Source organism: Rhizobium sp. 01L410 (assembly GCF_056400165.1).
The window spans coordinates 175,042-189,392 of record NZ_JBFTST010000008.1 but is presented as its reverse complement, the minus strand read 5'-3'; the positions used below and the strand labels follow the sequence as shown (position 1 = coordinate 189,392).

The window sequence follows — 14,351 nt, the reverse complement described above, 5'->3', positions numbered from 1 at the left end:
ATGCGCATTCTGCTCACCAATGACGACGGCATTCACGCCGAAGGCCTCGCAGCCCTTGAGCGGATTGCGCGCACTCTCTCCGACGACGTCTGGATCGTCGCACCCGAGACAGATCAGAGCGGTCTTGCCCATTCGCTGAGCCTGTCGGAGCCGCTGCGCCTGCGCAAGGTTTCCGACAAGCACTTCGCGCTGCGCGGCACACCGACCGATTGCGTGATCATGGGCGTCAAGCAGGTCATGGACATCAAGCCGGATCTCATCCTGTCCGGCGTCAATTCCGGTTCCAACGTCGCCGATGACGTGACCTATTCCGGCACGATCGCTGGCGCCATCGAAGGCACGATGCAGGGCGTACGCTCCTTCGCGCTCAGCCAGGCCTATGTCTATGCGGACGGTGCCCGTATCGTGCCGTGGGAGGTCTGCGAGGCGCATGCACCAGCGCTGCTGCAGAAGCTGATGAATGTCGATCTGCCCGAGGGCACCTTCCTCAACCTGAACTTTCCGAACTGCCGTCCTGAGGACGTCAATGGGGTCGAGGTTACCGCACAGGGCAAGCTCGCCTTCAACCTGCAGGTCGACGCCCGCTCGGATGGCCGGGGCTTTCCCTACTACTGGCTGAAGTTCGGCGAGCGCGCCGGCGCCTTCGCCGAAGGCACCGATATCCACGCTTTGAAGCATAATAAGATTTCGGTAACACCTTTGAAACTGGATCTGACTGATTATTCCGTGAAGGACCGCGTCGAGCGGGCGCTTTCGGTTACGGAGTAAGCAGGCATTGACGTCACAGCTGGTCGAGAAGGAAGGTTTTGCGGCTCTCGTCCTGAGACTGCGGGCCCAGGGTATTTCCGATATCGACCTTCTGACGGCGGTCGAGCAGACGCCGCGCTCGCGCTTTGTTCCGGCGCAGTTTGCCGATGAGGCCTATTCAACACGGACGATCCCGATCGAGTGCGGCTCGTTTCTTGAAGGCGTCGATCTTGCCGTCCGCATTCTCCATCATCTGAAGGTCAAGCCCGGCCAGCGCGTTCTCGAGGTCGGCACCGGCAGCGGCTTCATGGCCGCCGTCATGGGCCGGATTGCCGAGCGGGTGCTGACCATCGACCGCTACAAGACGCTGGTGGTCAATGCGCAGAAGCGCATGGATCAGCTCAGCCTGCGCAACATCATCGTCCGCCAGGCCGACGGCAGCAACGGCCTGCAGGGCGAGGGCACCTTCGACCGCATTCTCGTGACCGCCGCGTTCGCCTCGATGCCGCGCGTCTATACCGATCAGTTGGTCTCCGGCGGATCGATGATCGCGCCGCTGATGATATCGGACGACGAATGCCGGATGGTGCGGCTGACGAAAACCGGCAGCCGCTTCGAGCGCGAGGAACTCTTCACCGTTCCCTATCTGCCGATCGTTCCGCGGGTCGCTTCGCAGCTCTGATCTGCGCACATTTCGTGCCGCTTTCGCGGGGTGCGATTTTTCACCCGCAAGACTATGGTTATCAATTCCTCTAAAAAACTGCTCCAATTCCAGCGCTTTAACCGCGTGGTAATACTAACGCGCTTTAATACTCCCACAAATGGTTGCGTTGTGAGTGGGTCGTATCATGAGTTTTTGTGTATCGCCAAAGTTCGGAAAATCGGCCTTCAATCTTCTGGCCGTCGCCTTGTTGGCGAGTGCGGCGACAGGCTGCAGTTCAGATGTTTCGCGCTTCAGCGGTGGTCTTTTTGGCTCCGGTCAGGATCAGATGGCAACGGGTTCGGTCCCGCGCCGCAGCATGAGCGGACTGCAGGGCGATCCCGTACCGCAGGGCGACATGCAGGGCGGTGGCGCCATGCAGCCGGCCTACGGCAACAACAATCAGTCCTACGGCAATCAGTCGTACAATCAGCCTTACCCGGCTTCCACTGGCGCGATCCGCTCCAATGCCCGCATCGCATCGGCACCGGTCACGGTTCAGCGCTCCGAGCTCTCGGCGCCGGGCACAGCTGCTCCCGTCGCATCCCGCGAACGCCAGGAAGCCCTGGCTCAGCCGTTCCCCGCATCGCAGTCGGCTTCCGCACCGCGCAAGCTGCAGACTGCTCCGAAGCTTGCAGCACCTGACACGCTGACAACGGGTTCGACGCCAAAGGCAACCGGCTGGTCTGCAGCTAACGCTCCGTCCGTCACGGTTCGTCCGGGCGAAAGCCTCGCTGTGCTGGCACGCCGCTACGGTGTTCCTGAAAACGAAATCCTCCGTGCGAATGGCATGAAGTCCGCTTCGGCCGTCAAGCCTGGCCAGTCGATCCTGATCCCGACCTTCAACGGCGGCAGCAACGCGGCCAAGGCCGCCTCGCAGACGGCTGACCTCTCCAAGCCGGGCAAGGCTCCGGAGCCCTACAAGACGCCGGAGCAGAACGTCGCCGTTCTGCCGGGTGCCAATACGGCACGCGACAAGTCGCAGGTCAGCGCTGACGGTGCCATGGGCAAGGTTGCAGCGGCCGGCGGCAAGGCTCCCGGCGGCGCCGGAAGCTATACCGTCAAGCAGGGTGACTCGCTCGCCAAGATCGCCAAGGCCACCGGCGCCAGCGTCGACTCGATCAAGCAGGCCAACAATCTGCAGGCAAGCTCGATCCGCATCGGCCAGACGCTGACCATTCCGGGCGGCTCTGCCGGAACCGACCAGATGAAGACGGCTTCGATCCCGGCCAAGGCCTCCGAGCCGAAGGCCGCCGCCCCGGCCGCAACCGAGACCGCGTCGAACCAGCCTGCCGGCTACAAGGCGCCTGCGGCGACGCAGACCGTCGATGAAGTCGAGAAGAAGTCCGATGTCGCTTCCGCAGCGCCTGAGGCAACCGGCATCGGCAAGTATCGCTGGCCGGTCCGCGGTGCGGTCATCGCTGCCTACGGCACCAACGTCAACGGCAGCCGCAACGACGGTATCGATATCTCGGTTCCGCAGGGCACGCCTATCAAGGCCGCCGAAAACGGTGTCGTCATCTATGCAGGCAATGGCCTGAAGGAACTCGGCAACACCGTTCTCGTCCGTCACGACGACGGCACGGTCACCGTTTACGGCAATGCCGATACGCTGAGCGTCACCCGCGGCCAGAAGATCCAGCGCGGCCAGACCGTCGCCGTCTCCGGCATGAGCGGCAACGTCAAGCAGCCGCAGGTCCACTTCGAAGTCCGCAAGGATGCCTCGCCGGTCAACCCGATCACCTTCCTCGAATAGTTAGCGCGTACGGGGAAATGCGAAAGCCCGGCCTTGAGCCGGGCTTTTTGCGTTTTGGGGCGAGGGCCAGCGGCATCAGTCGCGGGAAAGATTGATGCGCATGCGGCCGGCAAGATCCTGGATATACTGCCATGCGACACGGCCGGAGCGCGCGCCGCGCGTCGTTGCCCATTCCAGCGCCTCGGCCCGCATCTTGTCGCGATCGAGCGTCAGCTTGAAATGATCGGCATAGCCGTCAATCATCGTCAGATAGTCTTCCTGACTGCACTTGTGGAAGCCGAGCCACAGGCCGAAGCGATCCGACAGCGATACCTTCTCTTCCACCGCTTCCGATGGATTGATCGCCGTCGACTGCTCGTTTTCCATCATGTGACGCGGCAGCAGGTGGCGGCGGTTGGACGTGGCATAGAACAGCACATTGTCAGGCCGCCCTTCGACGCCGCCATCCAATGCCGCCTTCAGCGACTTGTAGGCCGTGTCGTCATGATCGAAGGAGAGGTCGTCGCAGAAAACGATGATCCGGTGCGGCACATCCTTCATCAGGTCGAGAAGGGCAGGCAGGCTGGCGATGTCTTCGCGATGAACTTCGACCAGCTTCAGCGAAACGCCGCTTTCGCGCCTGACATCCTCGTGCACTGCCTTGACCAGCGACGACTTGCCCATGCCGCGCGCGCCCCACAGGAGCACGTTGTTGGCCGGAAAGCCGTCGGCGAAACGCACGGTGTTTTCATGCAGGATATCGCGCACGTGATCGACGCCGCGGATGAGCTTCAGCGCCACGCGGTTCGGCCGTGCCACGGGCTGCAGATGCTGCCGTGCGGGCGACCAGACGAAACAGTCCGCGGCGTTCCAGTCGTTCACGGCAGGGGCGGGACCGGCAAGCCGCTCGACGGCTGCCGTTAGCCGCTTCAGTTCCTGCAGGATGACGCTGTTGATCTCTTCAGCCATGCTATGTCCTCCTGAAAATAGACTGCGGCGAACCGCCTCTTGTCCTTCGTGGCGGCGTAACATGGCCTTTCCACAGCCGAAAGGTTATCAGGCGGCGGATTCGGTACGCCTCACGGCTGTTTTTGTTGCATTCGTTCTTACCGCAACTATAGTCCGGCCACTGAAAAGAGAGGCGGAATTTCGCCGCCCGCAGCTGAGGAGTTTATCAATGTTCATCACCCCGGCATTTGCCCAGGCCGCAACGGATACTGCCGCGTCGCCATTCGGCTCCGGCTTCGAAATGATCATCCTGTTCGTGCCTCTGATGGTCGTCTGGTATTTCCTGCTGATCCGTCCGCAGCGCGCCCAGGCCAAGAAGCGCGCCGAGACGCTTTCCGCCATTCGCCGCGGCGACCAGGTCGTCACCGCCGGCGGTCTCGTCGGCAAGGTCACGAAGGTCGTTGACGACAAGGAAGTGGAAGTGGAAATTGCTGATGGCGTTCGCGTTCGCGTCGTCCGCAGCGGCATTGCAGACGTCCGCGTCAAGGGCGAGCCCGTCAAGGCAGACGCCGCATAAAGACCGGCTTCAGACGAGCCGGATCGGAAAGGCAGCATGCACCACTTTTCCCGTTGGAAAACATTTCTGATCTGGCTTGTCGTCGCCGCGGCGGCATTGGCCGCCGCGCCAAATCTCTTCTCCGCCAATACGCTTTCTTCACTGCCGCAATGGCTGCCGCATAAGGCGCTGACGCCGGGCCTCGATATCGAGGGCGGGGCGCATCTGGTGGTGAAGATCGAGCGGGCCGATATCGTCAAGAACCGGCTCGAAAACACGGTTGCCAGTGTCCGTTCGCGGCTTCGCGACGCGAATATCCGCTATACCGGTCTGGCAGGCAACGATCAGACCATCCAGGTCCGCATCACCGATCCCGCGCAGACCGACCAGGCCGCATCATTGCTTTCGCCGCTGGCAGTCGCCTCGGGCGGGTCGACAGATCCGGATTTCACGATCACGAAGAGCGCCGACGGGCAGCTGAACCTTGCTATTTCAGGCAAGTCGATCGATCGCGACCTTTCATCGGCCCTGCAGCGCTCGATCGCCATCGTCGCGCACCGCGCCGTCGAAGCCGGTGGAGCCGATCCTGTGATCACCACCGAGGGCCGCGACCGGCTGACGGTGCAGATCCCCGGTCTCGGCGATCCGCAGCGTTTCAAGGATCTGCTTAGCCAGCCGGGCAAGATCACCTTCCGTCTGGTCGATGCGAGCGTGACGCCGCAGGATGCCATGGCGGGCACCGTTCCCGCCGGTTCCGAGATCGTCTACTCGCAGGACGATCCGCCGATCGCCTATCTCGTCGAACGCGCCGAGGTCATGCACCAGTCGGATCTCGGCGACTTTGCCGTCGAGCCGGGCAATTCGCCCAACGACTCGTTCCTGAGTTTCAACTTCAATCTCGACGGGTCCAGGCGCTTTGCCGATCTCGTCCAGAAGAATGCCGGACGCACGCTTGCCGTGCTCCTCGACGACCAGGTGCTGACAACCCCTGAACTCGGCAAGCTTCTGGTCGGCGACAGCAGCCGTATTCCACTCGCCTATGCACCCGATGAGACCGAGGATCTGGCAGCGATGCTCCGCTCCGGTCCTCTCCCGGCCGGCCTGACCATCGTCGAGGAACGCACGATCGATCCGGGGCTCAGCGGTGGCGCGATCCGCGCCGGTCTGCTGGCGGGCATCATCGGCGCCGTCCTGGTTGCCGGGCTGATGATCGGCCTCTACGGCATGCTCGGTGTCATCGCCAGCCTCGCGCTGCTCGTCAACGTCTTGATGATCATCGCCGTTCTCAGCGTACTCGGCGCGCCGCTGACGCTGCCGGGCGTCGCAGGCATCGTGCTGATGATCGGCATTGCCGTCGATGCCAGCGTGCTGATCTACGAGCGCATCCGCGAAGAACTGAAGGCCGGACTGCATCTCGATCAGGCGATCTCGGCGGGATATTCGCGCGCCTTCATGACCGTCGTCGACGCCAATATCACGACGCTGATCGCGTCGGCGATCCTCTTCTATCTCGGCAGCGATGCGATCCGCGGCTTTGCCGTAACGCTGGCGGCCGGCATCGTCACGACGGCATTCACCGCATTCCTGTTCACGCGCCCGCTGGTCGAGGCCTGGGTGCGCCGCCGCCGTTTGAAGCATCTGCCGAAAAGCGTGCACACCGACGTGTTCGACGGCACCTCTATCCGCTTCATGGGCATCCGCCGCTACAGCTTCACGGCGCTTGCCGCGCTGTCGCTGGTCTGCATGCTGGGCGTTGCCGCATCCGGCTTGCATCTCGGTGTCGATTTCACCGGTGGCTCGCTGATCGAGGCACGCTCGAAACAGGGACCTGCTGATCTCGAAGATATCCGCTCGCGGCTCAGTGAGCTCAATCTCGGCGACGTCGAGGTCAAGCGCCTGCGTGATCCGAACAGTGCTGCGATCCGCCTCCAGTCCCAGGGCGGCGGTGACAACGCCGAACAATCGGCGATCTCGCTGGTCCGCAGCGAATTGCAGGACGAATATGATTTCCGCCGCGTCGATGTCGTCGGCCCGGCCGTCTCCGGAGAACTGGCGCGAACGGCAACGCTCGGCGTTCTGGCATCGCTGGCGGCGATCCTGATCTATATCTGGATCCGTTTCGAATGGCAGTTCGCGATCGGCGCCATCATTGCAACGCTGCACGACGTCATCCTGACGCTCGGCTTCTTCGTCGTCACGGGCATCGAGTTCAATCTGACGAGCATTGCCGCGCTGCTTGTCATCGTCGGCTACTCGCTGAACGATACCGTGGTGGTCTACGACCGCATGCGCGAGAACCTGAAGCGCTACACGCGGATGCCGCTGCCGATCCTCATCGATGCATCGATCAACCAGACGCTGTCGCGCACCATCCTGACGGCGGCCACGACGCTGCTCGCGCTTCTGGCGCTGACATTGTTCGGCGGCGAAGTGATCCGTCCCTTCGCGCTCATCATGCTCTTCGGTGTTGCCGTCGGCACGTTTTCCTCCATCTATATTGCTGCGCCGGTCCTGATCCTTTTCAGGCTTCGCCCGAAATCCTATGACGACGAGGACGAAAACGAGACCGCGGGCGGCGCACCCGGAAAGGCTACAGTCTAAGTCATGGCAAGAGGCATCGAAATCCGCGCGGCACATTTTCCCGGCCGGGCGCCCATCGACAGCTATGGAAACGGCGGCTTCCGCTTCGCCGACATGTCGCATCGCGGCTCTATCCTCTGCCTGCCGTCGGGCATCTATGGCTGGGAGATGGACGTGACGAAGCCGCTCTCGCCCGAAAATTTCATCCGCGTGCTCGAAGAGGCTGGCGACATCGAAGTGCTGCTGGTCGGCACCGGCCCGGAACTGAAACGCCTGCCGCCCGAGCTGAAGCAGGCGCTGAAGGCCCGCGGCATCTCGTCCGATCCGATGAGCACCGGCGCTGCCGTGCGCACCTACAATATCATGCTGGCCGAATCGCGGGCCGTCGCCGCAGCGTTGATCGCGGTCTGACCATGGCCGAGAAGACGATGACCAACCAGGAGATCTGCCTGGCGATGCTGCGCGACAGCGACCGGGACCGTTATCTCGCAAGCCTGCTGTCGCCGCCGGACAAGCGTGCCGCACTTGTCGCTCTCTATGCCTTCAATGCCGAGCTCGCCAAGATCCGCGATCTCGTACACGAGCCCCTGCCGGGTGAAGTGCGTATGCAATATTGGCGCGACCTGCTTGAGGGCAGCGCCCACGGCTCGACGGAAGCAAATCCCGCCGCCGCCGAGCTTCTGAGCGCGATCGAAACCCACCGCCTGCCGCGGCAGACGCTGGTCGACATGATCGAAGCCCGCATCTTCGATCTCTATGACGATCCGATGGAGAGCCGCTCTTCGCTGGAAGGCTATGCGGGCGAAACAGCCTCGGCGCTGATCCAGCTGGCAAGCCTGGTATTGTCGCCGGAGGACGCCACGAAATCGGCCGATGCCGCCGGACATGCGGGTGTCGCGCAGGCGATTTCAGGTATGCTGCTGCTGATGCCGCTGCACCGCCACCGCGGCCAGGTCTATATTCCGCTGGAGATTCTGAGCGCGACCGGCCTTGACCGCGACAGTTTCATCGCAGGCGCCGATAAGACCCGGATTTCCGCAGCGATCGAAGCCTTTGCCGGGCTCGGCCGCGATCATCTTGCCAAGGCGCAAAAGGCGGCAATCCCGCCCTCCGTCTTTCCGGCTTTCCTGCCGGCAACGCTTGCCAGGCCGGTGCTGGCAAGGGCGCAACGGGCAGGGGCAGGGTTGTTCGACCGGCCGTTGCAGCAGCCGCAATGGCGCCGTCAGCTGGGAATGACCTTTTCCTTGATGCGCAAGAAAATCTGAGGCGAGTTCAAACTCGCGCAAGCCTCAGGCACTATAAGGCGGCAACCGCAATTCCGGATTGGAGACCGCGTTGAGCATTATCATCTGGTCGATCATTTTCGCTGGCCTGTTTCTCCTGGCTTTCGTCGCGACACGCATGGCGTCGCAGAACAAGGAAGAAGAGGGGCTGCGCGACATGGGTCTCGCGATCCTTGAGTTCAATCGCGCCTTTCCGCACGAAGCGATCCGCCAGCTGCAGGCGACGGCCGATGGCCAGGTGGTGTTCGTCAGATTGCACGACAACAAGGCCGGCTTCATGCGCAGCATGCACCGGCACTTCTCCTGCCACGTGCTGCAGCCGGGCAGGGTGCGGGTTGCAAGCTCGGAGACCGGCAAGGGACTGGTGATCGAGTTCCTCGACCATCCGCACCAGAACAGCACCTTCGAATTCGTTTCCGCCAAGGAAGCGTCCGAGGTCTCGCTGTGGCTGCTCGGCAATTATGTCGCCGATGCCGATCTGGTGCTGCCGCCGGCAGATGCGTCGGCAGCCAGCAACCAATAAGCCGTCAGGCGCTTTCGGCCAGCGGCACGCTCTGGCCGAGCCATTCTGCGCAATCGGCAAGCGCCCGCTTGGCGATCAGCTGCCGCTTCATGATCGTCTTGTCCTTGCCGCGGAAGCGCTTGACGCCCTCAGGCTTGACGATCGAGCCCGGCTGCAATTCGGGAAACAGCCCGAAATTGATGTTCATCGGCTGGAACGACCGCTTGCCCGGCTCTTCGTCGGTGACGAGATGACCGCCGGTGATGTGGCCGAGCAGCGCGCCAAGGGCCGTCGTGGACGGCGGCAGCGAGACCTCCTCGCCCTTCCGCTCGGCAGCGGCGAAACGGCCGGCCAGAAGACCGACGCTGGCGCTTTCGACATAGCCTTCGCAGCCGGTGATTTGCCCGGCGAAGCGCAGGCCCGGCCGCGACTTCAGCGTCAGGGAGCTGTCCAGAAGCGTCGGCGAATTGATATAGGTGTTGCGGTGCAAGCCGCCGAGGCGGGCAAATTCGGCATTTTCGAGGCCCGGGATCATCCGGAAGATATCCGCCTGGGCGCCGTATTTCAGCTTCGTCTGGAAGCCGACCATATTGTAAAGCGTGCCGAGCGCATTGTCCTGGCGCAGCTGAACCACGGCATAGGCCTTGACAGTCGGATTGTGTGCGTTGGTGAGCCCCATCGGCTTCATCGGCCCGTGGCGCAGCGTTTCGCGGCCACGCTCGGCCATCACCTCGATCGGCAGGCAGCCATCGAAATAGGGCGTGCCTTCCCATTCCTTGAAGCCGACGGTGTCGCCCGCGATCAGCGCGTCGATGAAGGCGTTGTACTGCGCCTCGTCCATCGGGCAGTTGATATAGTCCTTGCCTGTACCGCCGGGGCCGACCTTGTCGTAGCGCGACTGATACCAGCAGATATCCATGTCGATGCTTTCGCGGTAGACGATCGGCGCGATGGCATCGAAGAAGGCCAGCGCATCGGCGCCGGTTTCAGCCTGGATGGCCTCCGCGAGCGACGGCGCCGTCAGCGGTCCGGTGGCGACGATCGCCAGATCCCATTCCTTCGGCGGCAGGCCGGTGACTTCCTCGCGCACCACGGTGACGAGCGGATGCTCGTGGATCGCCTTGGTTACTGCATCAGAAAAGCCGTCGCGGTCGACGGCCAGCGCGCCGCCTGCCGGTACCTGATGCTTGTCGGCGCAGGCCATGATCAGCGAACCGGCCAGGCGCATTTCCGCATGGATGACGCCGACGGCATTGCTGGTGGCATCGTCGGAGCGGAAGGAATTGGAACAGACGAGCTCGGCAAGGCCGTCCGTCTTGTGTGCGTCGGTGCCGCGGACGCCGCGCATCTCGTGGAGGATGACGGGTACGCCGGCCTGGGCGATCTGCCAGGCTGCTTCGGAGCCTGCAAGGCCGCCGCCGACGACGTGGATGGGGGAATGGGAAGAGGTCTTGTTCATGCGCGGCTGATTATCACGGCTTGCCGACGCAGGAAACTCCCGCGTTCAAAAAGCGATCGCTTGCGGGAAGTCAGCTGAAGGCCGGTTCCCTTTCCAACTGGAGATGGACGGGACGCTGCATCGGCCGCTTCGCGACTTTCTTCGGCTTGGCTGCCCTGACCTTCTGAGTGGGCCTCTGTTCGCTGACGATGCGCCGAAGGGCATCGCGTGACTTTTCGACATAGGTCTGTTGCATCGCGTCGTCGAAATCGTAACGTTCGATCATCGAGAACACGCGCGCCGCTTCCTCCTTGCGTCCAGCGCCGGCGAGTGCCACACCCTGCTTGTAATGCGCCTGCGCGTCGAAGGGGGCATTCTGGATGATCTTGCCGAAGGTGAGCGCCGCCGCGTCATAGCTGCCGAGCGCCAGTTGTGTTTCTCCGAGCTTCAGATAGACGGGTGCCACGTCCTTGACGCGTCCGATAAGCGCCGTGAAACCTGCCTCGGCCTCGTGCAGCTCACCCTTGTCGAACGCCAGGCTGGCGAGACCGAATTCGGCGCCGATATGGCCGGGGACCGTAACCGCAAGCTGCTTGAATGCCACTTCGGCATAGGCCTTCTCGCCGCGCCGGTACATTTCCAGCGCCCGCTCATAGACGAAGTCGATGCTCCGCCGGTTGATGATACCACCGAGATTCTGGCCAGTTCGCGTGCGGAAGACGGTGCAGGAAAGCTGCCGCTCCTCTGGACCGAACATGTATTTGTATGGCTCTGTGCCACGCAGGAAATCGTAGGTCGCAAAACCGTCGGCGATGGCGCGGCGAATGCAGTAGCCATGAAGGATAAGACCGGGCGAGGGCGTCTTCCATTCCTCGTCGCGGCCGGTGATGTAGAACAGGATGGCTTTCTTCTGCCGGTCGACGATGTTGGCAAGCACGCCGAGTGGCCGGTCGCCATGCCAGAGCACGGGCACGTCGAGATTGCCGGTCGCAAAGCTGTCCATCAGCAAAGTGCGTGTCGCGCTGATCAGCTTGTCGATCCGTTCCACCCCCTTCTTCGCCAGCCATTTCGTCCGCCAGAACTGGAAGAGGATGTCGAGATCGCGATCGATCGTCTCCGGGGTCGCCATGGTGATGCGGAACTCTTCGCCGCCATCCAGTTTGCGTAGGAAGCGCCGCAACTTCTGCCGCGACTGGCTGCTCATGCTGCTGTCGAGATAGCCATCGAAGCTGTCAGGCAACCGGACGACGGGGCAGACGCAGTTGTCGATATTGTCGGCGTTGCGGATCGCGCTGTCGCGAAACATCACGTCCGGACCTTCTAGTTCACGCAGGAAGGCTTTGCGCCGCTCCGGCGATCCATAGAAATACTCGACCTTCAGATGCGTCCAGTTCTGCTGCTTGAGATAACGCGCGAAGCCTTCGATGGCGAACCGCTCATAGGCGGGATCAGCGAGAAACCCGGCATAATCAGCCGAATAATTGCCGGCCATGACGATCTCGTCGAAGAACAGGCCGGTCTTTTCGTCATGCTGGGTAAGAACCCGTAACGGAAAGAAGGCGACGTAAGGTGAACCTTCCGGCTTTTCCCGCAAGGCCAGAACGAACCAGCGGTTCCGCCGTGCAAGATAGGATCTGAGCCAGATCCAGGAGAGAAAATGCTGTGCGTAAGGGTCCCGAAGATAGACCCGGTCCCACTGCTCGCGGAGCTGGTCGAATCCAGCGTCCGTGTCGATCACTTCAATGCGCATTGCCCCCTCCCAACACCCCTTACACAGTTCGGGAGCTTGCATTCTATGGGGAAACGGCGGCCATCAAATATGCCGTTCGGATAAAACACCGGCATCAAATCGGGCTAGCATTTGCGGGTTATGGGGACCCGAGCGGGTAATCCCGGCGCTTGCCGATGTGTTGGGCAAGCCTGCTGTTCTACAGGATCAGATGTTCGCCGACGCATGCTCGCTGGCGTGGATGAATTCCCAGAGCGATTTGCTGATAGCGACGATCTCGGCGATCGAGTGTTCCAGCGCCTGGATCTCCTTCTCGTCGAGCTGCTCGACCTTGCCGTAGCGGATTTCCTTGTCGTCCTCGACGAGGCGCATCAGCTGGGTGGAGGAGATCTGGCCGTTGTCGTCGAAGGAATAGATGCAGTGATTGTATTTGTTGCGCATCCGCGATTCCCGCTTCAGCCGGCCCATCGTCTGAAGCACCGCCTTGCGGTCCGCCGGCGGCGTGGAGTGGAGCTTGGCGAGCCGCTCGACGAGGTCGATACGGGCGCGGGTGGTATTCAGCGTCAGGAAGACGACGATCGCCGCATCCTTCTCCACTTTCAGAAGGTGGGCAATGACATAGATCAGCAGGCTTTCGGTATTGGTCCAGACATAGTTCAGGCGCCCAACCCGCAAAAGCACGTCAGACATGGCCGCCATAGAAGCCTCCAACAACCGATCCTGTGAAGGACAATACTGCAGATCGGAACGGGAGGCTTCTAATCTCTTCGTATTAGGGCGGTCAGCGCTCCTTGAAGGCCCGCGACATACTGTCGGTGATCGGCTTGGTGATGTATTCGAAGAATGTCCGCTCCGATGTCTGGATCAGCACATCGGCCGGCATCCCGGGTACCGGATGGAACCCATGCACCTTGGCAATCTCCGAATCCGGTATTTCGACGCGGACGATATAGACATCCTTGGTCTGCAGACCGGCATTCTCCTCGATAGAGTCCGCCGAAACATAGAACACCTTGCCGTTCAGAACAGGTGTCGTGCGCCGGTTCAGCGCCGAGAGGCGGATGGCGGCCGTCTGGCCTTCATGCAGCTGGTCGATCGACGTGCGCAGAACCTGCGCCTCGATGATCAACGGCACATGCGCTGGCAGGATTTCCATGATCGGCTTGCCCGTGGTGATGACACCGCCCGCCGTATGGTAATAGGCGCGGATCACGGTACCGTTGACGGGCGAACGGATCACCGTCCGCTCGAGCACGCCCTGCGCTTCGCGGGCCTGTTCGCGCACGCTATCGAGATCGGAATCAGCGCTTTCGAGCGCATCGAGCGCTGCCTGCTTGTTGGAGTTGACGGCGATGACGGCTTCCTGGCGGAACTTGGCGATCTCGGCTTCGCTCTCGTTGAGCTCGCCTTGCAGGCGCGAAATATCGCCCATCGCGTCAGCCATTGCGCGTTCGATAGCCAGCAGGTCGGTCTTGCGCATGTAGCCGACCTTGACGAGGCGGGCCTTGGAATCGCGCTCTTCGGTGAGCAGTGAAAGCTGCCGTTCGAAGGAGTCCTTCTGGCCGCTATAACCCTTGAAGCGAAAGTCGAGCGAGGCGATGTTCTTGTCGATCAGGTTCAGCTGTTCTTCAAGTTTGACCTGCTTGCTGCGGAACACGATATTCTGGCTCTGGATGATCGAACCGACATCCGGATCGCTGGCCTCGGCCATGACGACCGCGGGGATCTTCAGATCCTTGTCGCCGGCAGCTTCGGCCCGCAACCGGGCGACTACCGCCTCCAGGCGCAGCCGCCGGAGCTTGAGCATGCGGTCATTCGACAGCGCCGCTGTCGGGTCGAGGGTCAGGAGGACGTCACCTTCCTTGACGACGTCGCCTTCACTCACCCGCATGTCCTTGATGATGCCGCCCTCGAGATGCTGGACGACCTTGTTGTTGCCCGTGGCAACGAAGCTGCCCTGCGCGATGATCGCCGAGGCCAGCGGCGCCGTGCCGGCCCAGATGCCGAAACTGCCGAAGGAAGCAGCAAGGACGCTGAGGCCGATGATGCTGTGATAGCGGATCGAGCGCGGAACCTCGCTATACCATTCGATGGGATTGTTGCTCGTCTGCAGAGTGGTACTCGCCATTTCGA

General features: G+C 62.1%; 13 protein-coding genes. 8 read left to right on the top strand and 5 right to left on the bottom strand.

Features of this window, described 5'->3' with window-relative positions; genetic code table 11:
* The 3 genes from surE to AC1DV9_RS18915 all read left to right on the top strand — a co-directional run bounded on the left by surE (position 1) and on the right by AC1DV9_RS18915 (position 3,203).
* The gene (gene surE, locus AC1DV9_RS18925; RefSeq protein WP_477949681.1) at positions 1-768 is read left to right on the top strand and encodes a 5'/3'-nucleotidase SurE; all 768 of its coding nucleotides are present in this window, start codon (positions 1-3) and stop codon (positions 766-768) included.
* A 7-nt stretch (positions 769-775) separates the two neighbouring features.
* Positions 776-1,429, top strand: coding sequence for a protein-L-isoaspartate(D-aspartate) O-methyltransferase (locus tag AC1DV9_RS18920; RefSeq protein WP_112518660.1), 654 nt, complete (start codon positions 776-778; stop codon positions 1,427-1,429).
* Between the two features lie 166 nt (positions 1,430-1,595).
* Positions 1,596-3,203: a peptidoglycan DD-metalloendopeptidase family protein gene (locus tag AC1DV9_RS18915; protein WP_477949680.1), complete on the top strand. Its 1,608-nt coding sequence runs from the start codon at positions 1,596-1,598 to the stop codon at positions 3,201-3,203.
* Positions 3,204-3,278: 75 nt separating this feature from the next.
* Here the strand turns inward: AC1DV9_RS18915 and AC1DV9_RS18910 are convergent, their stop codons facing one another.
* On the bottom strand, positions 3,279-4,151 hold the full coding sequence (locus AC1DV9_RS18910; protein ID WP_112518658.1) for an ATP-binding protein: 873 nt from the start codon (positions 4,149-4,151) through the stop codon (positions 3,279-3,281).
* Positions 4,152-4,359: 208 nt separating this feature from the next.
* Between AC1DV9_RS18910 and yajC the strand changes: the two genes are divergently transcribed.
* The 5 genes from yajC to AC1DV9_RS18885 all read left to right on the top strand — a co-directional run bounded on the left by yajC (position 4,360) and on the right by AC1DV9_RS18885 (position 9,072).
* Positions 4,360-4,707: a preprotein translocase subunit YajC gene (yajC, locus tag AC1DV9_RS18905; protein WP_112387978.1), complete on the top strand. Its 348-nt coding sequence runs from the start codon at positions 4,360-4,362 to the stop codon at positions 4,705-4,707.
* Between the two features lie 36 nt (positions 4,708-4,743).
* Positions 4,744-7,287, top strand: a complete 2,544-nt coding sequence (gene secDF, locus AC1DV9_RS18900) for a protein translocase subunit SecDF (protein ID WP_477949679.1) — start codon at positions 4,744-4,746, stop codon at positions 7,285-7,287.
* A gap of 3 nt (positions 7,288-7,290) precedes the next feature.
* Positions 7,291-7,677, top strand: a complete 387-nt coding sequence (locus AC1DV9_RS18895; protein WP_112518656.1) for an Mth938-like domain-containing protein — start codon at positions 7,291-7,293, stop codon at positions 7,675-7,677.
* A 2-nt stretch (positions 7,678-7,679) separates the two neighbouring features.
* Entirely contained in the window at positions 7,680-8,531 is an 852-nt protein-coding gene (locus tag AC1DV9_RS18890; RefSeq protein ID WP_477949678.1) for a phytoene/squalene synthase family protein, read from the top strand.
* 70 nt (positions 8,532-8,601) lie between these two features.
* Positions 8,602-9,072, top strand: a complete 471-nt coding sequence (locus AC1DV9_RS18885) for a hypothetical protein (protein WP_477949677.1) — start codon at positions 8,602-8,604, stop codon at positions 9,070-9,072.
* A gap of 4 nt (positions 9,073-9,076) precedes the next feature.
* Here the strand turns inward: AC1DV9_RS18885 and trmFO are convergent, their stop codons facing one another.
* From trmFO to AC1DV9_RS18865, 4 genes are all read right to left on the bottom strand, one after another.
* Complete coding sequence (gene trmFO, locus AC1DV9_RS18880) at positions 9,077-10,510, bottom strand: methylenetetrahydrofolate--tRNA-(uracil(54)-C(5))-methyltransferase (FADH(2)-oxidizing) TrmFO (RefSeq protein WP_477949676.1); 1,434 nt, start codon at positions 10,508-10,510, stop codon at positions 9,077-9,079.
* Between the two features lie 70 nt (positions 10,511-10,580).
* Entirely contained in the window at positions 10,581-12,239 is a 1,659-nt protein-coding gene (locus AC1DV9_RS18875) for a GNAT family N-acetyltransferase (protein WP_477949675.1), read from the bottom strand.
* 186 nt (positions 12,240-12,425) lie between these two features.
* Entirely contained in the window at positions 12,426-12,917 is a 492-nt protein-coding gene (locus AC1DV9_RS18870; RefSeq protein WP_112387985.1) for a hypothetical protein, read from the bottom strand.
* A gap of 82 nt (positions 12,918-12,999) precedes the next feature.
* Positions 13,000-14,346, bottom strand: a complete 1,347-nt coding sequence (locus AC1DV9_RS18865) for an HlyD family type I secretion periplasmic adaptor subunit (protein WP_477949674.1) — start codon at positions 14,344-14,346, stop codon at positions 13,000-13,002.
* Between the last annotated feature and the right edge of the window lie 5 nt (positions 14,347-14,351).